The organism is Xanthomonas sp. NCPPB 4467 (assembly GCF_041475665.2).
GTDB classification, from domain to species: domain Bacteria; phylum Pseudomonadota; class Gammaproteobacteria; order Xanthomonadales; family Xanthomonadaceae; genus Xanthomonas; species Xanthomonas dyei.
The window spans coordinates 5029483-5053949 of sequence record NZ_CM191260.1 but is presented as its reverse complement, the minus strand read 5'-3'; the positions used below and the strand labels follow the sequence as shown (position 1 = coordinate 5053949).

Annotated in this window: 18 protein-coding genes and 1 riboswitch; of the genes, 5 read left to right on the top strand and 13 right to left on the bottom strand. The window is 65.5% G+C overall.

The features are described from left to right. Positions 1–348: 348 nt before the first annotated feature. The gene (locus tag ACCQ06_RS22205) at positions 349–3798 is read left to right on the top strand and encodes a hybrid sensor histidine kinase/response regulator (protein WP_228323707.1); all 3450 of its coding nucleotides are present in this window, start codon (positions 349–351) and stop codon (positions 3796–3798) included. A 430-nt stretch (positions 3799–4228) separates the two neighbouring features. Here ACCQ06_RS22205 and ACCQ06_RS22200 read toward each other — a convergent pair whose 3' ends face one another. From ACCQ06_RS22200 to ACCQ06_RS22185, 4 genes are all read right to left on the bottom strand, one after another. Beyond that, a complete protein-coding gene (locus ACCQ06_RS22200; RefSeq protein WP_228323708.1) occupies positions 4229–4810 on the bottom strand; it encodes a manganese efflux pump MntP in 582 nt (193 codons plus the stop codon). 12 nt (positions 4811–4822) lie between these two features. Beyond that, a riboswitch (yybP-ykoY riboswitch) is annotated at positions 4823–4984 on the bottom strand. Positions 4985–5149: 165 nt separating this feature from the next. Further along, positions 5150–6619, bottom strand: a complete 1470-nt coding sequence (locus tag ACCQ06_RS22195; protein WP_228323767.1) for a S41 family peptidase — start codon at positions 6617–6619, stop codon at positions 5150–5152. 130 nt (positions 6620–6749) lie between these two features. Beyond that, positions 6750–7877 carry a helix-turn-helix domain-containing protein gene (locus ACCQ06_RS22190; RefSeq protein WP_316692724.1) on the bottom strand — a complete coding sequence of 376 codons (1128 nt, stop codon included), beginning with the start codon at positions 7875–7877 and terminating at the stop codon, positions 6750–6752. A gap of 115 nt (positions 7878–7992) precedes the next feature. Beyond that, entirely contained in the window at positions 7993–8742 is a 750-nt protein-coding gene (locus tag ACCQ06_RS22185; RefSeq protein WP_316689468.1) for an IclR family transcriptional regulator, read from the bottom strand. 179 nt (positions 8743–8921) lie between these two features. Between ACCQ06_RS22185 and fucP the strand changes: the two genes are divergently transcribed. Together fucP and ACCQ06_RS22175 are read left to right on the top strand one after the other, a co-directional pair. Continuing rightward, positions 8922–10223 carry an L-fucose:H+ symporter permease gene (gene fucP, locus ACCQ06_RS22180; RefSeq protein ID WP_104615166.1) on the top strand — a complete coding sequence of 434 codons (1302 nt, stop codon included), beginning with the start codon at positions 8922–8924 and terminating at the stop codon, positions 10221–10223. Between the two features lie 2 nt (positions 10224–10225). Further along, the gene (locus ACCQ06_RS22175; protein ID WP_228323710.1) at positions 10226–10585 is read left to right on the top strand and encodes an L-fucose mutarotase; all 360 of its coding nucleotides are present in this window, start codon (positions 10226–10228) and stop codon (positions 10583–10585) included. Between the two features lie 500 nt (positions 10586–11085). On the opposite strand, the gene ACCQ06_RS22170 is transcribed toward ACCQ06_RS22175, so the two are convergent. The 5 genes from ACCQ06_RS22170 to ACCQ06_RS22150 all read right to left on the bottom strand — a co-directional run bounded on the left by ACCQ06_RS22170 (position 11086) and on the right by ACCQ06_RS22150 (position 16632). Further along, complete coding sequence (locus ACCQ06_RS22170) at positions 11086–12408, bottom strand: L-fuconate dehydratase (RefSeq protein WP_316689464.1); 1323 nt, start codon at positions 12406–12408, stop codon at positions 11086–11088. Between the two features lie 492 nt (positions 12409–12900). Further along, positions 12901–13758 carry a fumarylacetoacetate hydrolase family protein gene (locus ACCQ06_RS22165; protein ID WP_104615164.1) on the bottom strand — a complete coding sequence of 286 codons (858 nt, stop codon included), beginning with the start codon at positions 13756–13758 and terminating at the stop codon, positions 12901–12903. 227 nt (positions 13759–13985) lie between these two features. Next, complete coding sequence (locus ACCQ06_RS22160; RefSeq protein ID WP_104615163.1) at positions 13986–14756, bottom strand: SDR family oxidoreductase; 771 nt, start codon at positions 14754–14756, stop codon at positions 13986–13988. Continuing rightward, positions 14753–15625 carry an amidohydrolase family protein gene (locus ACCQ06_RS22155; protein ID WP_228323712.1) on the bottom strand — a complete coding sequence of 291 codons (873 nt, stop codon included), beginning with the start codon at positions 15623–15625 and terminating at the stop codon, positions 14753–14755. The genes ACCQ06_RS22160 and ACCQ06_RS22155 overlap by 4 nt, the downstream gene beginning before the upstream one ends. After that, positions 15622–16632: an aldo/keto reductase gene (locus ACCQ06_RS22150; protein WP_228323713.1), complete on the bottom strand. Its 1011-nt coding sequence runs from the start codon at positions 16630–16632 to the stop codon at positions 15622–15624. Before ACCQ06_RS22150 ends, ACCQ06_RS22155 begins: the two co-directional genes overlap by 4 nt. Before the next feature lie 674 nt (positions 16633–17306). On the opposite strand from ACCQ06_RS22150, the gene ACCQ06_RS22145 reads away from it, so the two are divergent. After that, positions 17307–18932: a family 43 glycosylhydrolase gene (locus ACCQ06_RS22145; RefSeq protein ID WP_316689459.1), complete on the top strand. Its 1626-nt coding sequence runs from the start codon at positions 17307–17309 to the stop codon at positions 18930–18932. A gap of 95 nt (positions 18933–19027) precedes the next feature. Here the strand turns inward: ACCQ06_RS22145 and ACCQ06_RS22140 are convergent, their stop codons facing one another. Both ACCQ06_RS22140 and ACCQ06_RS22135 read right to left on the bottom strand, forming a co-directional pair. Further along, positions 19028–19231, bottom strand: a complete 204-nt coding sequence (locus tag ACCQ06_RS22140) for a hypothetical protein (protein WP_228323715.1) — start codon at positions 19229–19231, stop codon at positions 19028–19030. Positions 19232–19234: 3 nt separating this feature from the next. Next, positions 19235–19798 (bottom strand): peroxiredoxin family protein, encoded by a 564-nt coding sequence (locus tag ACCQ06_RS22135; protein ID WP_211287660.1) that lies wholly within the window; start codon positions 19796–19798, stop codon positions 19235–19237. Positions 19799–20381: 583 nt separating this feature from the next. On the opposite strand from ACCQ06_RS22135, the gene ACCQ06_RS22130 reads away from it, so the two are divergent. After that, positions 20382–21287: a DUF4424 domain-containing protein gene (locus ACCQ06_RS22130; protein WP_316689456.1), complete on the top strand. Its 906-nt coding sequence runs from the start codon at positions 20382–20384 to the stop codon at positions 21285–21287. Between the two features lie 315 nt (positions 21288–21602). Here the strand turns inward: ACCQ06_RS22130 and ACCQ06_RS22125 are convergent, their stop codons facing one another. Together ACCQ06_RS22125 and acs are read right to left on the bottom strand one after the other, a co-directional pair. Beyond that, complete coding sequence (locus ACCQ06_RS22125; protein WP_104615155.1) at positions 21603–22271, bottom strand: response regulator transcription factor; 669 nt, start codon at positions 22269–22271, stop codon at positions 21603–21605. A 225-nt stretch (positions 22272–22496) separates the two neighbouring features. Beyond that, positions 22497–24440, bottom strand: a complete 1944-nt coding sequence (acs, locus tag ACCQ06_RS22120; RefSeq protein ID WP_316689454.1) for an acetate--CoA ligase — start codon at positions 24438–24440, stop codon at positions 22497–22499. Positions 24441–24467 lie beyond the last annotated feature (27 nt).

Below are 24467 nucleotides of genomic sequence, written 5' to 3'. Positions count from 1 at the left end.
CCAACAGCCAACAGCCAATAGCCAATAGCCAACAGCCAACAGCCAACAGCCAACAGCCAACAGCCAACAGCCAACAGCCAACAGCCAACAGCCAACAGCCAACAGCCAACAGCCAACAGCCAACAGCCAACAGCCAGCCTTCCGTTCTCATCCGCTAGGCCTCCTTCCCCCGCCTGCGGGGGAAGGTGCCCGAAGGGCGGATGGGGGCAGCCACCTCATCCCACCTTCTCCAGCCGTCCACGCGCAGCGCCCCGCTACCCAATCCGCCGCCGGCAGCGTCCCGTCGCCCACGCGCTGTTCCCCACTGCGTAAACTCCCAGGTTCGCATCGCGCCGCCTAGGACACCCATTGGTCTCGAGCTGGATACTGCTGCTGGTCTCGCTGGGTTACGCCGCGCTGCTGTTCGGGGTGGCGTGGTGGGGCGATCGTCGGCCGATGTATCCGGAGCGGCCGTGGCTGCGCCCGGCGGTCTACAGCCTGGCGCTGGCGGTGTACTGCTCGTCGTGGACGTTCTACGGCGCGGTGGGTTCGGCGGTGCGCAACGGCATCGGGTATCTGCCGATCTACCTCGGCCCGCTGCTGTTGCTGCTGTTCGGCTGGCGCATCATCGAGCGGCTGGCGTTGATCGCACGCTCCGAAAACACCGTGTCCATCGCCGATTTCATTTCCTCGCGCTACGGCCGCTCGCGGCGGCTGGCCGCGTTGGTGGCGGTGATCGCGCTGGTCGGCATCGTTCCGTATCTGGCGCTGCAGTACAAAGCGGTGGCGATGAGCCTGGAGGTGCTGACCGGGCATAGCAGCGCCGGGCGCGGCATCTTTGCCGATCCGGCGTTGTATGTGGCGCTGCTGATGGCGCTGTTCGCCACCTTGTTCGGCACCCGCCAGGTGGATGCCACCGAACACCACCACGGCATGATGCTGGCCATCGCGCTGGAGTCGGTAATCAAGCTGATCGCCATCGTGGCGGTGGGGCTGTTTGCGTGGATGTGGCTGAGCGATCACCAGCTGCACATCGCCGATTCGGCGCGCACCCTGTTCGAACACACGCCGTCGGTGGGATTCATCTCGCAGACGCTGCTGAGTTTTCTGGCGGTGATCTGCCTGCCGCGGCAATTCCATGTGGCGGTGGTCGAATGCAGCGACGTCGGCGATATCCGGCGCGCACGCTGGTTGTTCGGTGCGTACCTGGTGATCATTTCGGCGATGGTGGTGCCGATCGCCTCGGCCGGCATCGCGTTGTTCGGCAAGGGCAGCGCGGTGGTGGACGATGCGGTGGTGCTGGCCTTGCCGCTGAGCCAGGGCAACACGGTGCTGGCGCTGGTGGCCTACGTGGGCGGGTTTTCGGCTGCCACCGGCATGGTGATCGTGGCCAGCATCGCCTTGGCCACCATGGTCAGCAACGACCTGGTGATGCCGGTGCTGTTGCGTCGCCGCGGCAGCGCGGATGCACGCGCCGCAGTGGCCTCGCGTGTGCTGTGGATCCGCCGCGTGGCGATCCTGTTACTGGCGTTGGTCGCATACGGCTATCACCGCAGCGTGGCCGACGACACCACGTTGGCGGCCTACGGATTGATGGCGTTTGCGGCGGTGGCGCAGTTTGCGCCGGGCGTGATCGGCGGGCTGTATTGGCGCGGGGCCAGCCGCAAGGGCGTGGAAACCGGCATGGTGCTCGGCTTCATGACCTGGATCTACACGCTGCTGCTACCGGCCGCCACGCGTGCGGGCTGGCTGCAGCCGGAGTGGTTGGTGGATGGGCCGTTCGGCATCGCCTGGCTTCAGCCGCAGCAGTTGTTCGGCATGCGCGGCTGGGACCCGCTGGCGCACGGCACGTTCTGGTCGCTGTTGATCAACGTCGGCGCGATGATGCTGGTGTCCGCACGCTGGCGGCCGGGTGTGGACGAGCGGCTGCGTGCGGCCCCGTTCCTGGACCCGTATGCGCAGCGTCCGGCGGTCGCTGGCGATTGGCCCGGCCATGTGCGCGTGTCCGACCTGCAGGCGCTGGCCGAGCGCGTGGTGGGCGAGCGGCATGCGCATCGCGCCTTTGTCGACCAGGCGGTGCTGCTGGAGCGCGAGCTGCAACCGACCGTGGTGGCCGACCGCGCCTGGGTGCAGTTCACCGAGCGCTTGCTGGCGGCGTCCATCGGCGCGGCGTCGGCGCGGCTGGTGTTGACCAGCTTGTTGCGCGGTTCGGGCATGGAACTGGGCGAAGTGGTGGCGGTGCTGGACGAGGCCGGCCAGGAACTGCGCTTCAATCGCGAGATCCTGTCCACCACGCTGGAAAACATCAGCGCTGCGGTCAGCGTGGTCGACCCGGAGATGCGCCTGACCGCATGGAATCGGCGTTATCAGCAGTTGTTCGGTTACCCGGATGGCATGTTGTATGTCGGCCGCCCGGTCGCCGACCTGATCCGCTACAACGCCGAGCGCGGCGAGCTGGGCGAAGGCGATATCGAAGACCAGATCGACCGCCGCATCCGCCACATGCGTGCCGGCTCGCCGCATGTGTTCGAGCGCACCCGCAGCGACGGCAAGGTGATCGAAATGCGCGGCCAGGCGCTGCCCGGCGGTGGCTATGTCACCAGCTACAACGACATCACCGACTACAAACGCGCCGAGCGCGCGCTGCTGGACGCCAACGAAAACCTGGAACAACGTGTGGCCGATCGTTCGCGCGAAGCCGAGCTGGCGCAGCAATCCAAAACCCGCTTTCTGGCTGCGATCAGCCATGACGTGTTGCAGCCGCTCAATGCCGCACGGCTGTTCGCCTCCGCATTGCGCGAGAGCCATCAGAACAACGAAGAACAACGCCATCTGGCCGAGCGTGTGGATGCGTCGTTGCGTGCGGCCGAAGAATTGCTCGACGGTCTGCTCGACGTGTCGCGTCTGGATGCCGGCGGGCTGCGCCCCACGGTCGAAGACTTCGATGCCAGCGCATTGATGCACGAGTTGGCCGCGCAATACGCGCCGGTGGCATCCAGTCGCGGCCTGCGCCTGCAGGTGCATAGCCGGCCGATCTGGGTACGCAGTGACCGCCGCCTGCTGCGCCGGGTGATGCAGAACTTTCTGGCCAACGCGCTGCGCTACACGCGCCAGGGCCGTATCGTGCTGGGCATGCGCGGGCGTGGCGAACAGGTGGAACTGCAGGTGTGGGACACCGGTCCTGGCATTCCCGAGCACCACATGCGGCAGATCTTCGAAGAGTTTCGCCGCTATCAGCAGCCCTTCGACTGGGGCGAGCAGGGCTTGGGACTGGGGTTGTCGATCTGCCAACGCATCTCGCGCTTGCTCGATCACGATCTGAGTGCGCGCAGCCAGGTCGGCCGCGGCAGCATGTTCTCGATCCTGTTGCCGCGCGTGGCGCCGGTGCCGGTGGCGCCGCTGGTGCCGGTGCCGGCCACACGCGCCTTGCCCAGCGGCGATTCGCTGGCCGGATTGCGCGTGCTGTGCGTGGATAACGACCGCGAGATTCTCGATGGCATGCGCGCGTTGCTCGGCCGCTGGCAGGTGGAGGTGATCACTGCCAGCACCGTGGATCAGGCGCTGGACTGTGCGCGCGAGCAACCGGATGTGATGTTGGTGGACTATCACCTGCACGACCGTCTGGATGGACTGGACACGCTGGATGCGGTGCAGGCCGCCGCGACTGCGCCGATCGCTGGCGCGCTACTGACTGCCGACGGTCGCGACGAACTCAAACAACTTGCACGTGCGCGCGGCTATCGCTTGCTCACCAAACCGGTAAAGCCTGCATCGCTGCGTGCCTTCCTGAGCGCGCTCCACGATGCGAAAAAACGCTGACGGGTATCGACCCGAATGCAGCGTAGGAGCGTGCCTGCGCGCGATGTGGCATTGTCGATAACGCCTCGTCGCGCGCAGGCACGCTCCTACGAAAGAGCCAGCGAGCGCTCACCCACGATGGCTGCGATGAACGCAAGCAGCTCGCGCGAAAACGCGGCTATCGCTTGCTCACCAAACCGGTAAAGCCCGCCTGACTGCGTGCCTTCTTGAGCGCGCTCCACGATGCGAAAAAGCGCTGACGGATCTCAATTCGAATGCAGCGTAGGAGCGTGCCTGCGCGCGATGTGGCATTGCCGATAACGCCTCGTCGCGCGCAGGCACGCTCCTACGAAAAAACTGCCAGTGAGCGTGCGCACACGATGGCCGCGATGAACTCAGACGCGCTCCTAGAGAAAACAGGCAGTCGAAAGATTGCCTGTGAGCAGAGCGCTTACGCCGCGCCGCTGAGGTGTTCGTACAGGATCACGCTGCCCACGATCACCAGGATCGCGCCGCCCAGGATTTCGGCGCGCTTGCCGATCAGTGCGCCCAGTGCGCGGCCCAGCATGATGCCGGCGGTGACCATGCTGAAGGTGCACAGGCCAACCACTACGGCCACCACGCCGATGTGCACATCCAAAAATGCCAGGCTGACGCCGACCGCCATCGCATCGATGCTGGTGGCAAAGCCGGTGGCGGCCAGTGCAAGCAGGCCGTTTTTCTTCGGCGCATCGGCTGCCTCATCTGCATCGTCAGGATCGGCACGCAGGCCGGCCACGATCATGTGCGTGCCCAGCGCGCCAAGCAGTACGAAGGCGATCCAGTGGTCATAGGCGGAGACATAGCTGGACGCCGCCCGTCCCAGAAACCAGCCGATCACCGGTGTGATCGCTTCGATGCACCCAAAAATCAATCCGGCGCGTAGCGCATCGCGCCACTGCGGTTTGCGCATCGCCGCGCCCTTGCCGATCGCTGCGGCAAACGCATCGGTGGACATCGCAAAACCGATCAACACAATAGAAAAGGGAGACATCGGCACTCTCGGGCTGGGCACGGTCACAACGGCATGCGCCCGCGCCAACCGTCGTCGTACGCGCATGTCGCTGGTCTCGCCAAACCACGATTGGTTGCCTGCACCACGGCGCAACGGCCGAGTATGTTGATGCAGGCGCTTTCGATAACCGAAAGCAGGCTACTCCCCAAGGGGCGCGCAGTGTAACAACGCAACACCCGCTTTCGGGCGTTTTGCCTGCACGCGAAGGTCGGTCTGATCTTTATAGCCGTGGCTATGCAGCGGCCATCTGTGGAGTTTGCAGCCGCAGTAGAACGGCCGGAAAACCACGGGCGAGCCTACGGCCCGGTTGCTACGCTGTCAGTGTGTCGGCCGCGCTCGCTGGCCACCCAGCAGGGCGCGCACGGTGTCCATTTCCACATCCCGGCCGGCCTGCAGATCCTGCACGGTGCTCTGCACCGGCACGTCGGGCAGCACGCCGCGATCGGGTTGCGCGCTGGTTGCAAACTGACCGACCAGCGGCAGATCCACTTCGATGTGCGAATTGGGCAAGTGCAAAAAGAAGAACGCGCTGCCGTTGATGCCGCGCAGATTGCCGCCGGTGGGCTGGCCGACCAGCGTGCCCAAGCCTTTGCGCTGTAGTTGCTGCGCAAACGCGAAAGTGGCCGAGCTGTTTTCGGCGTCGATCAACACAAACACCCGGCCAGTGAAGTGCGGTGTATGCAATGGCAGGTAGCGCTGTGCAGCGCTGCCGGTTTGCGCATTGAGCGTGTAGAACCGCGTGTCGTAGGCAACCGCGCGCGTGCCCCAGTCGCGGAAGCCGCGATCCCAGGTGGTGACGTGGGCCGCCAACGCATCGGGCACGCGTCGATAGCGCACCAGGTTGCGCATCGGCGCCGCCGCGATCTCGCCTGCTGCCAGATACCCCAGCAGCACGCTGCCCACGTCCAGCCCGCCCTCGTTGCCACGCAGATCGATCACCAACGCAGGCACCTTGCGCTTGGCCAGGCGCGTGAAGCTGCGCGCCAGAAATGCCTGCCAATCCCAGGCGCTTTCATACAGCGCCCAATCCGGCATGCGCAGAACCGCCAGATCGGCCGAGTCCATCGTCAGCGTCCATGCCGGCGCTGCGCTGTCGCGCGCGCGTTTGGGCGCCATCGCATGGCGCTGCGCCGCGTCGATGCCGTGCACCTGCAGCGCGCGTGGAGCGGTGGCGCCGGGCGCGCGGACCTGCAGCACCGGGTTGGCGGAAATCTGCGGAAACAGCAACGGCAGATACGCATCGAACGCCTCGATCTGCGCAAACCCCTGCACCTCCATCTGGGCGATGCGCTTGGCGTCGTTGCTGCCATCGGCGCGCGCCACTGTCATCAACGCTGCCAGAATCTGCGAGGTGGCAATGCCATCGATGGACAGCACTTCGGTGCCGGGCAGCAAGCCGGGTTGATCCGATCCATTCCGGCTGACGATCATGCGGCCCTGTAGCCAACGAAAGTGGAACGGCAGGCGCCGGCTGTCACCGAACAGAGCCTGCTGGAGCGGCTCGGGTTGATTGACGAAATTGGGGAAGCTGTGACCGCAGCGCACGCTGGCGGTCAGGCGGGAGATGGCGAGGTAGGCCTGGCCAAGCGTGGCGCCGTCTGCCAGTTCGGCGCGCAGCTCGGCGAAGCGTTGCGCAACCTGCGCCTCGGTGGCGTAGCGGTACAGGCCCGGATGCAGTGCGCCATAGGCGTGTTGCAGCACATCGATATCGGCCAGCAGCGCCGGACCGGGCAGTGGACTGTCGCGGTTCAACGCGGGTGCGGGCGGGGCCGCCCGCGCGACGCAGATCGGCCACAGCAGCACTAACAACACTGAAAGAAGGCGGATGCGATGGGACATGGCAGCTCCTGGGCAAGAGTCGCCAGCATCGGCAGCTGCGCGGTGGCGGGCGACTCAAATGCCCAATTGCCAAAAATTTTCAGGATGTGCGACGTTGCGCGCGCCGGTAGTCGCTGGGCGTGCAGCCGAAGTGGGCACGAAACACCCGGTTGAAGCTGGCCTTGGAACCGAACCCCACCGCCAGCGCGATGGAGAGGATGTCCTGATCGCCGGCCAGCAGGCGCTGGGCGGCGGCGATGCGCAGCGCGTTGATGAAGGCGCTGAAGGTCTGCCCCAGGCCTTCGTTGAGCGCACGCGACAGATAGTTGCTGTTGGTGCCCATGCGGCGCGCCAGCTCGGGCAGGCTGAGGTCCGGCTCGCGCCACCAGCCGTGCGCAGCGACCTCGGCAGCCACGCGTTGCCCCAGTGCCTGCCAGTCCTTTTCTGCCGCAGGCTGTGGCGCGGCAAGCGTTGCCGCCGGGTCGGGCGGATCTGGCGGCGTCTCCAGCATCAGCGGCGCATCGCGCGGCGGGTAGTGCAGGCGGGCATGGCGCCAGCCTTCCAGCCCCAGGTAATAGACCAGCGCTGCGGTGGCCAGGTAGCGCGGAAACTCGTCGAAATAGGACAGCGGCTTCCACAGCCGGTCGCTGGCGGTGAAGCCAAGCCGCACCACCAGCAGAAAGAACGCGGCCAGCAGAAAACCGCGCAGCCACGGCAAGCGCAGCTCCTCGCGTGCACCGCTGTGATGTTCCAGCCAGCGTTGATAGGCCAGATACTCGCGCCAGGCCAGCACCAGATAGGCCGTCAGCGATGCCAGCACCAAGGCGTCTTGCAGTGGGGCGACCCAGGGCACGTGGACGGCGGCGTTCCAGTCCCACTTGCGTTGCAGTGGCCAGGTGAACAGCCAGGTGTAATAGCCGCCTTGCAGCAGCGCCGGCAGCAGATGCAACGCCCAGCGCCGCGGCAGCTGCCGGCGCGCCAGTTGGCGCACGTAGAGCCACACCAGCGGCCCGATGGCCAGTTCCCAGAACAGCGGCGCGTAGGTCAGGTCAGGGTAGGCATCGTAGGCGCCGGCATAGCCCAGCGTGTACGGCGTGATCAGCGCCACCACCACCAGCAGCAGTGCGGCCAGGCAACGGTTGGCGATCCGGTTGGCCGGGGCCAGCAGCAACAGGCCTGCGCCGAGCACGCCATGCGCGCTGCCCAGCAGCAGGATGGTGCTCCACATCCCGAACGTGAGGCTGGACATGCGATCCCGCGTGGTCGACCGCGCCGAGTATAGGGCGATGCCTGGTGCAACGCGCCTGGGCATTCGCGCCAGGCGGCGTGGATTGCCTGAGGGGTCAGTGCAGCGCGTTGGAAATCTCTTGCGTGGCCGCACACAGCGCCTGCAAGGCCGCGTGCGGGCCGACCAGTTCCGGGCGGCGTTCGATAAACGGCACGGTCAACGTATAGGTCGCGTTGCCGCCTTGCAGGATCGGCGCAGTCAGATCGACCACGCCCACCACCGCTTCGCTGGGTTGCATGGCGTAGCCATCGTTGCGTGCCTGCGCGGCGGCGGCCAGGAACTGCGTACGCTCGAACGGCACCTCGCTGGCGTCCAGCATGTCCAGCCAGCGCGCCTGCACTTCCGGTTGCTGGAAGGCGAACAGCACCAGCCCGGAGCTGGAATGGGTCAACGGGCGGCGATGGCCCGGGCGCACCACCAGGCCCAGATCGCTGGGCACATCCATCTGCGCGATCACCACGATCTGATCGCCCGAGGGCGCCACCAGGTGGCAGGGCTGGCAGATCGCATCGGCCAGCCGCCGCATCACCGGCAACGCGGCCTCGCTGATGCTCTGTACCGGCGGCTGCTGCATGCCGAGCATGAACAGGCGGTTGGTCAGCACGTAGTCGCCTTCGCCATCGCGGGTGAGGTAGCCGCGCTCCTCCAGCACCTGCAGCATGCGGAAGATCTCGCCGCGCGACCGACCGATGCCTTGCGAGATCGCGCCCATGCTCATCGGCTGCGCCTGGCGGGCAAGAAGCTCGAGGATATCCAGCCCCTTGTCCAGGGCCGGCGCGCGGTACTTGGCGGGTTCGGGGCTCATCCGTTTGCGATTCCAGGCAAGGTGCGGCGCGCCAGGGTACAGGCATCGCCGGCACGGGTCAGGGTGGGTGCTTGCGTGCAAATATAAACAAAGATTTTATATTTGCATGGCGTTGGCGTGCGCAGTACGCTCGCGCCATTGCAACGCAAGCGCCACAGCCTTGGGAGGGGATCGGTCGCATGCATCACAGTGACATTGCCGCGTCACCGCGCGGCAACCTGGCGCGTACCGCCATGGTTCCCCTGTTGTTGATCGTCAGCCTGTTCTTTTTGTGGGGCATGGCCAACAACCTCAACGACATCCTGATCAAGCAGTTCAAGAAGGCGTTCGAGCTGAGCGACCTGCAGGCCGGGTTGGTGCAGAGCGCCTTCTACATGGGCTATTTCGTCTTCGCGATGCCGGCGGCGATGTTCATGCGCCGCTACAGCTACAAGGCCGCGGTGGTGCTCGGGTTGCTGCTGTATGCGTGCGGGGCGTTTCTGTTTTACCCGGCCGCGCAGGTGCACACCTACTGGCTGTTCCTGCTGGCGCTGTTCGTCATCGCCAGTGGCCTGGCGTTTCTGGAAACTACCGCCAATCCACTGGTGACCGTGCTCGGGCCGGCCGATGGCGCGGCGCGGCGGCTGAATCTTGCGCAGGCGTTCAACCCCTTGGGGTCGATCACCGGCGTGTTGGTCGGCCAGCATTTCATCTTCTCCGGTGTGGAGCACACGCCCGCCGAGCTGGCGGCGATGGCGCCGGCCGCGCGCGAGGCGTTCTTCGCCGCCGAATCCTCGGCCGTGCAGATGCCGTACCTGATCATCGGCGCGGTGGTGGTGCTGTGGGCGATCCTGATCGCGCTGGTGCGTTTTCCCACCGGCGCGCCGGAGAGCGACAGCGGCGTGGCGCCCAAACGCGCACGCTTCGGCGAATTGGTGCGCAACCGGCGCTTCATGTTTTCGGTGGTGGCGCAGTTCTTCTACGTGGGCGCGCAAGTCGGCATCTGGAGTTATCTGATCCGCTACCTGCAGGACGCAGTGCCGGGCACGCCGGAAAAGACCGCCGCCACGTATCTGACCATCTCGCTGGTGCTGTTCATGGCCGGCCGCTTTGTCGGCACCGGGTTGCTGCGCTATCTGGCACCGGCGAAATTGCTGGCGAGTTTTGCCACGATCAATGTGGTGTTGTGCGCGGTTGCCATCGCGCTGCCCGGCTGGACCGGGTTGTACGCGCTGGTGGTGGCAAGCGTGTTCATGTCGGTGATGTTCCCGACCATCTTTGCGTTGGGCCTGGATGGCATGCACGACGACGCACGCAAGCTGGGCTCCTCCTTGCTGGTGATGTCGATCATCGGTGGCGCGCTGCTTACGGCGGTGATGGGCGCGGTGTCGGACATGGCCGGGATTCACTGGGCGATGGCGGTGCCGGGCGCGTGCTTTGCGGTGATCTTGCTGTTCGCGTTGCGCGCACGTCGTGTCGCGCCTGCGATTGCCGGAGCCTGAGCATGCCGCGTCTTTGCTATGTACTGGATCTGCACGACGATGCCGCGTTGATCGCCGACTACGAGCGCTGGCATCAATCCACCGAGGTGTGGCCGGAAGTGGTGGCCTCGTTACAGCAGGCCGGCATTCTTGAACTGGAGATCTTTCGCAGCGGCGATCGACTGGTGATGCTGATGGAAGTGGGCGACGATTACGACCCAGCCGCCAAGGCCGCGCGCGATGCGGCCGATCCGCGCATCCAGGCGTGGGAAGCGCTGATGTGGCGCTTCCAGAAGCCGCTGCCGGGCAGTGCGCCTGGGGAAAAGTGGCGAAAGGCCGGGCGAATTTTTGCGTTGAGTGAGGCGGTAGCGGCGCAAGGGTGAGTCGCATCCCTCATCCGCCCTGCGGGCACCTTCTCCCGCAGGCGGGAGAAGGGTGGCGGTGAAGGGCTGCAACGTGCATGTTCCGCTCGCAGCCATGATTAGGCTAGCGTTCTCGCGCAGTCATGACGGCTCTTTCCTTGCTGCTCGCAGTGATTTCTGCTCCCCGCTCCCTCATCCGCCCTGCGGGCACCTTCTCCCGCAGGCGGGAGAAGGGTGGCGGTGAAGTGGTTGCAGCGTGCATATTTCGCTCGCAGCCATGACTAGGCTAGCGTTCTCGCCCTTTCCGGTCGCAGCCATGGCTAGGCTATCGCCCTCGCCCTCGCCCTCGCCCTCGCCCTCGCAGTCATGACTGCTCTTTCTCTTGGCTCGGCCCGGCCGATGGCGTGGCCCGGCGGCTGAATCTTGCTGCTCGCAGTGATCTCTGCTGCGTCGTTGCCCGCTCCCGTTTCCCTTCTCCCGCACGCGGGAGAAGGTGCCCGAAGGGCGGATGAGGGCGCTGGTCAGCCCTGTCGATTGGCTGCCAGGTCCTCCACCCAGAAACGTCCATCCGGGTAGCTGAATTCCGCAATCGAAGAGGCGTGCATTTCTGCCGAGAAGCCGGGCACCTGTGGGGCAAGATAACGGCCGTGCTGGATGCGCACCGGGTCCAGGAAGTGCTGGTGCAAATGGTCGACGAATTCGATCGCGCGGTCTTCCATCTGGCCGGTGATCGCGACGAAGTCGGCCATCGCCAGATGTTGCACCAACTCGCACAGGCCCACGCCGCCGGCATGCGGGAACACGCGCACGTTGAACTTGGCAGCCAGCAGCAAGATGGCGAGGTTCTCGTTGACGCCACCGACGCGCGCGGCATCGATCTGGATCAAATCCACCGCGCCGGCCTGCAACAACTGCTTGAACATCACCCGGTTCTGAGTGTGCTCGCCGGTGGACACCGGCACCGGGGTGATGCCCTGGCGGATCGCCGCATGGCCGAGGACATCGTCCGGGCTGGTGGGTTCTTCGATCCAGGCGATGTCGAATTCGGCCAGTTGGCGCATCCAGTCGATCGCCGGGCCCACGTCCCAGCGCTGATTGGCATCCACCGCCATCGCGATGTCCGGGCCGATCGCTTCGCGCGCGAGGCGGCAGCGGCGGATGTCGTCCTGCACATTGGCGCCGACCTTGAGCTTGATGGTGCGGAAGCCATCGGCCACCGCTTCCTTGGCTAGGCGCACCAGTTTTTCGTCGGAGTAACCGAGCCAGCCGGGCGACGTGGTGTAGGCCGGGTAGCCTTGCGCGATCAACTGCGCGGTGCGTTGCGCGCGCTGCGGCTGCGCGGCGCGCAACATGGCCAGCGCCTCGTCGCGGGTGAGCGCATCGGTGAGGTAGCGGAAATCGATGGTGTCGACCAGCTGTTCGGGCGTGAGTTCGGCGATATAGCGCCACAGCGGCTTGTTGGCGGCACGCGCGGCCAGATCCCAGGCGGCGTTGATCACCGCGCCGATGGCCATGTGCATTACGCCTTTCTCCGGGCCCAGCCAACGCAGTTGCGAGTCGTTGGTGAGCCGGCGCGCGAAGCCGCCCAGGTCGGCGATGACCTCTTCCACGCGCAGGCCGACCACGTGTTCGGCGAGCGCGGCCACGGCGGCGGTCTGCACGTCGTTGCCGCGGCCGATGGTGAACACCAGGCCGTAACCGGCCAGCGCATCCGGCGCATCGGTGCGCAGCACGACGTAGGCGGCCGAGTAATCGGGATCGGGATTCATCGCGTCCGACCCATCGAGCTCGCGCGAGGTGGGGAAGCGGACGTCGTGGGGATCGAGGGCGACGATGGTGCTCATGAAGGTCCTGGGCGATGGAAACGGGAAATGGAAAACGGGCGAAAAAGAGCGTGCGGAAGCGGTGCGCTTGAGCCCCTCTCCCACCGGGAGAGGGGTTGGGGCGAGGGTGCGGACGCGCAGCGCCGGAAGTGTTGAAGCGCTGCAGTGACACATCCGTTTGCAACACGGATCAGCAAAAAACCACTAAACGATTGACAACGCATCGATATCAACACGCTACGGTGCTTGGTCATTCAACGCGCCGCTACAACCCAGAAAAAGATACGTATGACGGATCAACACAAGTGCCGACACGTCATGTCTAGCAACACGTCCAACAACAACGCGCGACAGCGCGACGAATTGTTCGGATACGTCGCTACGTACCCTCACCCCAACCCCTCTCCCGAAGGGAGAGGGGCTTTAAGTTGCGTCTTGCGGAGGCGTTACCACGTGCGTTGAGCGCAACTTGGCACGCAATGCGACCAAAATCCTGGAAAGGGAAAAGGAGCTTTAGGCCACATCGCGCGGATGCGCCACTACCGGTTGACGCTGACGCCCCAATCCTTCGATCTCCAGTTCCATCAGATCGCCCGGCTTCAGATACACCGGCGGCTTCTGGCCCAGGCCCACGCCCGGCGGGGTGCCGGTGCTGATCACATCGCCCGGCATCAGCGTCATGTAGCGGCTGATGTGGCTGACCAGTTCGGCCACGCCGAACACCATCGTGCGGGTGCTGCCGTTCTGGTAACGGTGGCCGTTGACCTCCAGCCACATCGACAGGTTCTGCGGGTCGGGCACTTCATCGCGGGTGACCAGCCAGGGGCCGATCGGGCCGAAGGTGTCGGCGCTCTTGCCCTTGACCCACTGGCCGCCATGCTCGAGCTGGAACTCGCGTTCGGACAGGTCGTTGATCACCGCATAGCCGGCCACATGATTCAGCGCGTCGTCCATCGACACATCGCGTGCGATATCGCCGATCACCACGCCCAGTTCCACTTCCCAGTCGCTCTTGACCGAGCCGCGCGGGATGATGACGGTGTCGTTGGGGCCGCACACCGCGGTGGTGGCCTTCATGAAAAGAATCGGCATTTTCGGCACGTCCATGCCCGATTCGGCGGCGTGGTCGGCGTAGTTCAAACCCACGCAAATGAACTTGCCGATGCGGCCCACCGCGGCGCCATAGCGCTGCTCGCCTTCGATCAGCGGCAACGTGGACAGATCCAGCGCACGCAGTTTTTCCAGGCCGGCATTGGTGAGGTGCTCACCGGCGACATCGTCGATGACACCGCTCAGGTCGCGGATGCGGCCTGCGGTGTCGATCACGCCGGGACGTTCGTGGCCTTCGGCGCCAATACGTACGAGTTTCATGCAGTCTTCCTTTGCAGGGGAGGAATCGGAGCGAGCAGCCAGCTGTTGCAAGGTGTTTCAGCAGGAGGTGGACAACGCGCTCGGAACAGGACTATCGGTGATGCGTGCTGGCAACAGGTCACGTCGGCGTGCGATGCGGCGTGTTGTCAGCGGTACTCAGTGCGGCTGAGACACCATCGCGAGCGGCCAAGGGTCTGGCCGCTGCACAGCAGTGTGGTCGGCTGGGTTTAGTTGGACCAGCCCCCGTCGATGATGTGGGTCTGGCCGGTGGTGAACGAGGATTCGTCCGAGGCCAGATACACCACCAGCTGCGCGATTTCGCGCGGGTCGCCCAGGCGGCCCATCGGCTGGCGATCGGTAAAGCTCTTCCACACCGCCTGTTCGTCGCCGCCCAGGGCCTGCACACGCTGGCCCAGCGACGGCGTCTTGATGGTGCCCGGGCAGATCGCGTTGCAGCGCACGCCTTGGGCCACGTAATCGGCAGCAATGGCCTTGCTCAGGCCGATCACCGCGGCCTTGGTCACGCCGTACACAAAGCGGTTCGGCACGCCCTTGATGCTGGACGCGACCGAGGACATGTTGATGATGCTGCCGCGGCCGCGTTCGAGCATGCCCGGCAGCACCGCCTTGCAGGTGTAGTACATCGCATCGACGTTGATCGAGAACGAGCGGCGCCATGCCGGCTCGTCGCAGTCGAGAATGCTGCCCTGATGCACGTAGCCGGCGCAGTTGAACAACACATCGAACGGGCCGTGTTCGGCGACCAGCGCCACAATCGCGGCGGCATCGGTGACATCGAGCAGCTGGGTGGTGATCGCATCGGACTCGGACGCCAGCGCCTGCAAGGCAACGGCGTCGATGTCGGTGGCGATCACCTGCGCGCCGGCACGTGCACAAGCCAGCGCGCTTTCGCGGCCGATGCCGGCGCCGGCGGCGGTGATCAGGCAACGCTTGCCCTGCAGACGGGTGTTGGGCGTGGTGGGAATGGAGACTGTCATACCGATAAGGTTCCGTGGGTGGGGGCCGCCGGCCGTGGCAGACGATAGAACGTGCGTGCGTTGTCGCCGAACACCGCATCGGCATGTTCGGCGGCATGCCGGGTGACGAGCTGTTGCGCAAGATCGAACCATTGCGCGTAATCGGCGCGCAGGGTCAGCACCGGCCAGTCGCTGCCCCAGAGCAGGCGCTGCGCACCGAAGCGCGCAAACAGATGCGCAACATACGGCTCCAGTGCATCGATGCCGGCGCCGCGCGCGGCTTCGGTGAGCAGCCCGGACAGTTTGCAGTGCACGTTGGGATGCTGTGCCAACGCGGCCATGCCTGCGGCCCAGGCGACGAATTCGCCGGCCGCAATCTGCGGCTTGCCGCCGTGATCGACGACCACGCGCAACTGCGGGTGGCGCTTCAAGCGCGCCTGCAATGCCGGTACATGCACGGGGCGAATCAGGGCATCGAAGGCCAGATCGTGCGCCAGCATTGCATCGAAGGCGGCGTCCAATGCGGGGCTTGCCAACCACTGCGCATCGGCGATGTCCTGCACCATCGGGCGCAGCCCCTTGAGTACACCGCCGGCTGCGCGGACCAGTGCGCCGATGCGTGCGGCGGCATCGGGCGCAGCAAAATCCGTCCAACCCACCACGCCTGCAATGCGTGGCGCGTCGTGTGCAAGCTCGAACAGGTAACAGGTTTCGGCTTCGGTTGCGGCGGCCTGCACCACCACGACGCTGTCGACACCGGCCGCATCCAGTGCGTCGTCCACATCATGCGGCGCGAAATCGCGGTACAGCGGCGCAAGCTCCGGCGTCAGCCAGGCGTAGTCGCCACGGGCCAGGTGCCAGAAATGCAGATGCGCATCGACGCGGCTCATGGTGTGGGCAGGTCCGTGTCGAGCAGGCCGCCATCGCGCAGGCGCTGCCACAGCGCAGGCGGGATCGATGCCTGCAGGCGCGTGGCGGCCGATTGCACCTCGGCCAGCGTGCGCATGCCGGCCACCACGGTGGTCACCGCCGGATGTGCCAGCGGGAACTGCAGGGCGGCCGCGCCGATATCCACCTCGAACGCCGCGCACGCCGCATACAGACGCTGCGCATGCTGCAAGGTGGCGGTATCCACCGGGGCGTAGTTATAGGTGGCGCCGGGGCCGCGCGCATCGCTGAGCAGGCCGGAACTGTACGGGCCGGCCGACAGGATCGACACGCCGTGTTGCTGCGCCTGGTCGAGCAGCGCACGCGCGCCGTGCTGTTCCAGCAGGGTGTAGCGCCCGGCCAGCATCACGCAGTCGATCGGGAAGCGTGCCAGCACCTCCAGTGCCACGTCCTGCTCGTTGACGCCCAGCCCGATCGCCCCGCACGCACCGGATGCCTTCAACTCCGCCATGGCCGGCAAGGCCTCCTCCAAGGCCTGCTGCAGCACGTGGGCGTGGTTGTCGCCGTGGGTCAGCGCACCGATGTCGTGCAGCAGCAGCACGTCGATATAGTCGGTGCCCAGGCGCTCCAGGCTGGAGGCGAACGCGCGCCGCACGCCGTCGGCGCTGTAGTCGAATGCGGCGCGGCGGCCGGCCACGGCAAAACCGTCGCGCCCGGCAACGGCGTGTGCGTCGTCGTAGATGCAGCGGCCGACCTTGGTCGACAGCGTATAGGCAGCGCGCGGCACGCCGGCCAGGCCGCGGCCCAGGCGCGTTTCGCTGAGTCCGTAGCCGTAGTAAGGCGCGGTGTCGAAGTGACGGATGCCGGCCTCGAACGCGCCTGCCACCGCCGCCAGCGCGTCTGCCTCGTCGACTTCGGTGTACAGGTTGCCGATCGGCGCAGCGCCAAAGCCCAGCGCCGACAGCTGCACGTCGGTGCGGCCCAGACGTTGCCGTGCCACGGCGCTCATGCGCCACGCTCGGCAAGGGTGGCGCAGGCGCGAAGGGTATCTGGAGGGCAGCTGGGCATCGCAACGTCCACCAGCCGGCAGGTGCCCGGCTGTTTGCATATGAATATCGCAATCATCAATGAACAGATCACGCTGCAGTGCAGCATGGCGAGCCAGGACGGCTGACGAGATTGGGCGATGGGCACCGTGCGCGTCGCGCGCTCTCTCTGTTCGTGCGCGCATCGCTTTTGGTCGTCTGGTACATCGGCCATCGGCCATCGGCTAACGGCTAACGGCTAACGGCAAGACCGCACTCCGCTGACCAATCGGATCTTTCGTGCGGCAGCTGCGGCCGGTGAAACGGCAGGCGTGTGGAATCCATGACCCAGACCCGCATGGTCTTCGATCCGTGTGCCCCCATTGCGAACTCGTTCGTCCACGCGCGCTGGAGAGATCGCTCTACCGCTCTCCACGCCAAGGGTCGCGCCGCACTGATCGCGCGGGCGCGCCTGCTTTCGCCGTCTGGATACCCGCATCACAGCGCAGCGGCGTGCCCCCTCGCATTGCAACGCACTCCATCCCTGCTATTTCAAAATCCGGGCGCCGCATCACCAGTTCCTATAACGCGGCCTGCGCGGTTGCCTCGCACCGGCGGCTAGGGCTAGATACCAGCCCTGATCCGATGAAGCTGATGCATGCCAGACACGACACGGCGGGAGTTGTTCAAGGTGCTGGCCGCAGGCGCATTGGTCGCGCCGTTGCCGGCCGCCGCGCAGGCGTCAGCCGTGCCATGCGCCGCGCATCCGCCGCCATGGGCACGCGGCATCGAGGGCCAGCGCAAGGCCGACCTGGGCAACGGCACCTATCTCAACCCCATCGTGGCCGGCGATCACCCGGACCCCACCATCCTCAAGGATGGCGACGACTACTACATGACGTTCTCGTCGTTCTTTTCGTACCCGGGCATCGTGCTGTGGCACTCCACCGACCTGGTCAACTGGACCCCGATCGGCCCGGCGCTGCGCCAGCAACTGGGCACGATCTGGGCGCTGGATCTGTGCAAGCACGCCGGCCGTTACTTCATCTATATCCCGGCCAATCCGGACGACAAGGGCTGGTCGATCTTCGTGATCTGGGCCGATGACATCCGCGGGCCATGGAGCGCGCCGATCGATCTGAACATCGCCGGCTGCATCGACCCCGGCCATGTCGTCGGCGAGGACGGCAAGCGCTATCTGTTCGTCAATGGCATCCGCAAGATCGGCCTGCGCGACGACGGCCTGGCCACCGATGGGCAACTCGAACCGGCCTACGCGCCCTGGCGCTATCCCGACGACTGGGTGGTGGAGAACTTCGCGCCCGAAGGCCCCAAGCTCACCTGGCACAACGGCTGGCTGTATCTGGTCACCGCCGTCGGTGGCACCGCCGGGCCGGTGACCGGGCATATGGTCATCGCCGCGCGGTCGCGCTCGGTGCACGGGCCGTGGGAACACTGCCCGCGCAACCCGCTGGTGCGCACGCTGTCCGAACAGGAGCCGTGGTGGTCGCGCGGCCATGCCACGCTGGTGCAAGGCCCACGCGGCGACTGGTGGCTGGTCTATCACGGCTACGAACACGGCTTCCGTACCTTGGGGCGCCAGACCCTGCTGGAGCCGATCGAGTGGACCGCCGACGGCTGGTTTCGCGCCACCGGCGGCGACCTGTCCACGCCGTTGCGCACGCCGGCACGCGCTGCCACCAGCAGTGCGAATGTGGCCGCCGGCTTCGCGTTGTCCGATCACTTTTCCACCGACCGATTCGGCATCCAGTGGAGCCTGCACGCGCCCAAGCCCGGCGAGCAGGCGCGCGTGCGGCGGGCCAACAAGGCATTGACGCTGACCTGCGCCGGCACATCGCCCATCGACAGCGCACCGTTGACCTGCGGCGTGCCCGATCGCGCCTATGCTGCCGAGGTGACGCTGGAGCTGGTCGGCAATGCCGAAGGCGGCCTCCTGTTGTTCTACAACCACAAGGCCTTCGTCGGCATCGGCTTCACCGCCGACACCATGAAGACCTACGAATATTCCGAAGAACTGGTGTGGGCACGCGCGCCCAACACGCATCGCCGCATCCGCGTGCGGCTGACCAACGACCGCCACATCGTGAGCTTTGCGTATTCGTTCGACGACGGCAGGCAGTGGACGCGCCATCCCACGCGCATGGAAGTGTCCGGATTCCACCACAATGTGTTCGGCGGCTTCTTGAGCCTGCAGCTGGGCGTGTATGCCGCGCAGCAAGGCGAGGTGGTGTTGCGCGATTTCAGCTATCGCGCGCTGGGCTGAGCATGGCGCACGGCGGACCCAGCGCATTGGCACTACGTGGTGTCAGTGCCTGGGTTCACGAAGAGGGCGGGGCCTTGATGGCCCCGCCGCTGGACTCAACCGCAGCAGTAGCAGACGTTGCCCGGTCCGAGGTCGCCGCCGAACTCCGGACACTCGGCCCTGCAGGCCCATGCACTACACGACTCGGCCTTTGGCTGTGCGCCGTCCACGGCCATCACCTGGAACGCACCGAAACCGGTGCTGGCCAGAAACGTCGCTGCCATCAACGCACTACGCAAGCTCACCCAACGCTTTTTCATGCACTACTCCCTCAACGTTGCAAAAGCCGCTGGCGCATCCGTGCGGCCCAAGGCGGCGACCAGGTCCTGCACCCGCTCCGTGGTATCGAATACGCCAACATGAGAATGGCGCACGCGCCCGTCCCCATCGATGGCCATCAGCAGCGGCACGTTGCGCGCGCGGAACAGCATCAGTGCGCGACGATCGGTCAACGTGACCACCGGAAAATCGAAGCCATGCACCTGCGCATAGCGCGCGGCCTGCGCCGCATCGCAATGGCACACGCCCAGCAACTGCGGCCGGCCCGGCAGGTTGGCCTGCAACTGCCGCGCCGCGCGCAGTACCGTCGGCGCCGAGCGCTGGCAGTACGGACACGTGGTCGTGAAAAAGAACAGCACCTGCGCCGGCCCCTGCGGCGCACCCAGCAGATGGTGCTGACCCTCGGCATCCACCGCCTCGATGCGCGGCACGTACATGCCCTCGTACGGCGTGGTGATGCGCGTCTGCAGCCATTGCTGCTGTACGCGCAGTTGTCGGTTCTGCCACGCCAGCGCCGCGATCAATGCACAGGCCACCAGCAGGCCGATCCAGAGCCAGGGAAAACGTCGCGCCATGCCAGCTCCAAAGCGTCCTTGATGCCCGAGCCTTGCCCAGGCATCAGCTTATGGTCAATGGTGATATCGACAACTGCGATGTCGCGCGGTGCGCAGGTGTGGATGCGATCACGCCGGTGCGCTTGGGCTTGCCACCGTCGGGCGATGACATGCGGGAGGTTTGCGCAAACGCGGCTGCAACCACTGCCTTGCGACAGATAACGCACGCAGTTAGTCGCGCCATGCCATCTGCCGAGGCGGTCATGCCAGTGCGCGTGGCCTGCCACCTGTGAGCAACGACAAGCGAGTGGGCAGCGCGAGCACCGCTGCAACCAGTACTTTGCGACTAATAGCGAGCGCAGCTATCACACGATGCCAACTGTCGATGCGGTCATGCCGATGCGCTTGGGCTCGCCATCGTTGGGCAACGGCACGCGGACTGTGTGCACAAATAGCTGTAACCGGCCCGCCGCTGCAGCTAACGCATGCAGCTGTCGCACGCTGCCATCTGCCAGTGCGCGGTGCATGGCATGCTGTGCAGTGCGGCGCGTCGGTGCGTGCCGGTGACGGGGGAGCGATGCATAACGGTTCAATGGCGTGCCGGCTGCTGCTGGCGGTGTTCGTCTGTGCGACAGCGCACGCCAACGACAGTAGTTTTGGCGACGACAACGGCAGCATCCTGCTGCTGCACCAGCCCGACATCAGCATGGACAAAGAAGCGCTGCTGCTCAGCGAAGAACGTGTGCAGGTGGACTACGTGTTCACCAACAACAGCGAGCGCGACCTCAGCGTGCCGGTGGCCTTCCCGATGCCGCCGATGTACTTCGGCATGGCCGACCACAGCGAACTCACCGACTTCAAACTGTGGGTGGACGGCAAGCCGATCGCCACCACGCGCAAGTTGGTGGTGTTGCTGGACGACGGCAGCGATATCTCCAAGGCATTTGCCGCCACCGGGTGGACCCAGGACGATGTGCAGGCCTTCACCGAATCCGGCACCGCGCCCAAGGGCCGCAAACCGCTGCCCGCACGCTGGGTCGATGCCGACGCGCAACCGCGTTTCACCCTCAACGAGTACTTCGTCTGGCAACAGGCATTTCCGGCGCGCCGCAGCGTGCAGATCCGGCATGCGTATGCGCCCAGCCTGTCCACCGGTGTGCCGCAGCCCAGCACGTATTTGCTGGAGTCCTATGCAAAGGACACCTGCATCGAACCGGCCACCAAGACCAGCATGCAGCGCCGCGAAGGTCAATACGGGCTGGCTTGGTCCAACTTGCGCTACGTGCTCACCACCGGCAAGAACTGGAACGGCCCGATCAAGGACTTCCAGCTGACCATTCGCAAGCAGGCCGCCAGCAACATCCTCAGCCTGTGCTTCGACGGCGAGCTGAAAAAGATCGACCCGCTGACCTTCCAGTTCAAGCAGACCAACTTCGTCCCGATGCGCGATCTGAACGTCTTGTTCGTGCGCGCGCCGGAGTAAACGCCAAAGCCCCACACGTAGGAGCGCACCCGGGCGCGATGGGGCTTTACCGGTAACGCCCAGCACAGTCGTACGCGCCAACGCGCGTCAGGTTTCTTCTGCAAAACAAGCTTTGCCGGTAACGCCCATCGCGCCCAGGTACGCTCCTACGCGGGTGTCGTTTCGTGTTGCGTTGCACGGCACAGCACAGCAAATCTATCGATTGCCCACCAACGACGACGACGGCAAACGTAGCGGGATCACACGTAGGAGCGCACCCGGGCGCGACCGGGCTTTCCCGACCCACCCCAACGCACAAAGACTCACCGCTGCGCGTCAGTCCTCTTCCGGCGGCGGCAACACGATGCCGTCGGAGTCGATGGCGAGCTTGCCGGCCATCAGCACGGCCTGGGTACGGTTGGTGACGCCGAGCTTGCGCAGGATCGCGGTGACGTGCGCCTTGATGGTGGCTTCGGACACGCCAAGGTCGTAGGCGATCTGCTTGTTGAGCCGGCCTGCGCCCAGCATCTGCAGCACGCGGAACTGTTGCGGGGTGAGATCGCGCAACCGTTGGCCGACCTCGCGCTCTTCGCTATCGGTGGGCGGCAGGTTTTGTGCTTCGGCCGGAATCCAACGTTCGCCGTCCAGCACGGTGGCCAACGCGCGGCCGATGGTGTCCGAGTCGGCGGATTTGGGAATGAATCCGAACGCACCATGGTCGATCGCACGCCGCATCACCGTGGGCTCTTCGCGTGCGGACACCACCACCACCGGCAACTGGGGATGCAGCGAGCGCATATGCACCAGCGCGCTGAAGCCCTGCGCGCCCGGCATGTTGAGATCCATCAACAGCAGGTCCGCGTCCGGTTGCGCATCGGCCAGCGTGTACAACGCATCCACGTTGTCGGCTTCGAACAATTGCACGCCCGGCATGACCCGCTGCACCGCCCCGCGCAAGGCCTCGCGAAACAGGGGATGGTCATCGGCAATCAGCAGGGTGGTCATTGAGGGGCCGGGAATCGTGAGTCGGGAATGGGGAATCGCAACAGCAACAGCGCAGAGCGGCGAGGCAAATAATGGCAATTTCGGCGTGGTGAGGTTGAGGACGACAGTCGGCAGTGATCAGCTAGGTTGGCAATCCGCTTCAGCGGATCCCCAATCCCCAACCTCAACTCCCAGTCGCTCAGGGAATCGCTCTCACGATTCCCGATTCCCCATTCCCAACGCGCGTCAGCGCGTCAGCCGCTCATTGACCAGCGAATCCACCACCGACGGGTCGGCCAGGGTGGAGGTATCGCCGAGTTGATCGGGTGCGTTTTCGGCGATCTTGCGCAGGATGCGGCGCATGATCTTGCCCGAGCGCGTCTTCGGCAGGCCCGGTGCCCACTGCAGGTGATCGGGCGAGGCGATCGGGCCGATCTCCTTGCGCACCCAGTTCACCAGTTCCTTGTGCAGTTCTTCGCTGGGGTTTTCGCCGGCGATCAAGGTGACGTAGGCGTAGATGCCCTGGCCCTTGACGTCGTGCGGGAAGCCCACCACCGCCGCTTCGGCAACCTTGGGGTGCGAGACCAGCGCGCTTTCCACTTCGGCGGTGCCGATGCGGTGGCCGGACACGTTGATCACATCGTCCACGCGACCGGTGATCCAGTAATAGCCATCGGCATCGCGGCGGCAGCCGTCACCGGTGAAGTAGCTGCCTGGATAGGTACGGAAATAGGTGTCGATGAACCGCTGGTGGTCGCCGTAGACGCTGCGCATCTGGCCCGGCCACGAATCCAGCAGCACCAGGTTGCCTTCGGTGGCGCCGTCCAGGATCTTGCCTTCGGCATCGACCAGCGCCGGCTGCACGCCAAAGAACGGCAGCGTGGCCGACCCCGGCTTGAGGTCGACCGCGCCGGCCAGCGGCGAAATCAAAATGCCGCCGGTTTCGGTCTGCCACCAGGTGTCCACGATCGGGCAGCGGCTGTCGCCGACCACTTCGTAATACCAGCGCCAGGCTTCCGGATTGATCGGCTCGCCGACGCTGCCGAGCAGGCGCAGGCTCTTGCGCGAGGTCCGCTTGACCGGCGCTTCGCCATCGCGCATCAGCGCGCGGATCGCGGTGGGCGCGGTGTAGAACAGGGTGACCTGATGCTTGTCGATCACATCCCAGAAGCGCGAGACATTGGGGTAGTTGGGCACGCCTTCGAACATCACCGCAGTGGCGCCATTGGCGAGCGGGCCGTAGACGATGTAGCTGTGGCCGGTGACCCAACCCACGTCGGCCGTGCACCAGTAGATGTCGTCCTCGCGCAGGTCGAACACCACTTCGTGCGTGTAGCTGGCAAACAGCAGATAGCCGCCGGTGGTGTGCAGCACGCCCTTCGGCTTGCCGGTGGAGCCGGAGGTATAGAGGATGAACAACGGATCTTCCGCGTTCATGCGCTCGGGTTCGCACTCGGCCGGCTGGCCATCGACCACGTCATGGAACCAGCGATCGCGCGGCGCCTGCATGTCCACTGCGCCACCGGTATGGCGCACCACCAGAACGGTTTCGACCGTGTTGGTGCCGGGGATCTTCAGCGCCGCATCCACGTTGGCCTTGAGCGGAATCTTCTTGCCGCCGCGCAGACCTTCGTCGGCGGTGATGATCAGCTTGCTCTGGCAGTCGATCACGCGGTCGGCGATCGAGTTGGCGGCAAAGCCACCGAACACCACCGAGTGCACCGCACCGATGCGCGCGCAGGCGAGCATGGCCACGGCCGCATCGACGATCATCGGCAGGTAGATGGTGACCCGGTCGCCCTTCTGGACGCCCAGGTTGCGCAGCGCGTTGCCGAGCTTGCAGACGCGCTCGTACAACTCGCGGTAGGTGACCGGGTAGGATGCCGCATCCGGGCTGTCGGGTTCGAACAGCAACGCGGTCTTGTCGCCGCGCGTGGTGAGCTGGCGGTCCAGACAGTTGACGCTGGCGTTGAGCTCGCCATCGCCGAACCAGCGGATGTGGAAGTCGTCCAGCGCAAAGCTGACGTCCTTGACCTGGGTGGGTTGCTTGAACCAGTCCAGCCGCTGCGCGGCCTTGCCCCAGAACTGCTCGGGATGCTCGATCGATTCGCGGTACAGCGTTGCGTACTGCTCGCCATTGACGCGTGCGCCGTTAGCGAACGCGGGATCGACGGGATAAACATCAGCCATGGCACCCTCACTTGCGATGAACTTGTC

Bases quoted from the DNA above. Each gene is read 5' to 3' on its own strand.
- ACCQ06_RS22200 (WP_228323708.1), bottom strand. From the start codon at position 4,810: ATGTCTCCCTTTTCTATTGTGTTGATCGGTTTTGCGATGTCCACCGAT.
- ACCQ06_RS22190 (WP_316692724.1), bottom strand. From the start codon at position 7,877: ATGTGGAGCACCATCCTGCTGCTGGGCAGCGCGCATGGCGTGCTCGGC.
- ACCQ06_RS22185 (WP_316689468.1), bottom strand. From the start codon at position 8,742: ATGAGCCCCGAACCCGCCAAGTACCGCGCGCCGGCCCTGGACAAGGGG.
- fucP (WP_104615166.1), top strand. From the start codon at position 8,922: ATGCATCACAGTGACATTGCCGCGTCACCGCGCGGCAACCTGGCGCGT.
- ACCQ06_RS22175 (WP_228323710.1), top strand. From the start codon at position 10,226: ATGCCGCGTCTTTGCTATGTACTGGATCTGCACGACGATGCCGCGTTG.
- ACCQ06_RS22170 (WP_316689464.1), bottom strand. From the start codon at position 12,408: ATGAGCACCATCGTCGCCCTCGATCCCCACGACGTCCGCTTCCCCACC.
- ACCQ06_RS22165 (WP_104615164.1), bottom strand. From the start codon at position 13,758: ATGAAACTCGTACGTATTGGCGCCGAAGGCCACGAACGTCCCGGCGTG.
- ACCQ06_RS22160 (WP_104615163.1), bottom strand. From the start codon at position 14,756: ATGACAGTCTCCATTCCCACCACGCCCAACACCCGTCTGCAGGGCAAG.
- ACCQ06_RS22155 (WP_228323712.1), bottom strand. From the start codon at position 15,625: ATGAGCCGCGTCGATGCGCATCTGCATTTCTGGCACCTGGCCCGTGGC.
- ACCQ06_RS22150 (WP_228323713.1), bottom strand. From the start codon at position 16,632: ATGAGCGCCGTGGCACGGCAACGTCTGGGCCGCACCGACGTGCAGCTG.
- ACCQ06_RS22145 (WP_316689459.1), top strand. From the start codon at position 17,307: ATGCCAGACACGACACGGCGGGAGTTGTTCAAGGTGCTGGCCGCAGGC.
- ACCQ06_RS22140 (WP_228323715.1), bottom strand. From the start codon at position 19,231: ATGAAAAAGCGTTGGGTGAGCTTGCGTAGTGCGTTGATGGCAGCGACG.
- ACCQ06_RS22130 (WP_316689456.1), top strand. From the start codon at position 20,382: ATGCATAACGGTTCAATGGCGTGCCGGCTGCTGCTGGCGGTGTTCGTC.
- ACCQ06_RS22125 (WP_104615155.1), bottom strand. From the start codon at position 22,271: ATGACCACCCTGCTGATTGCCGATGACCATCCCCTGTTTCGCGAGGCC.
- acs (WP_316689454.1), bottom strand. From the start codon at position 24,440: ATGGCTGATGTTTATCCCGTCGATCCCGCGTTCGCTAACGGCGCACGC.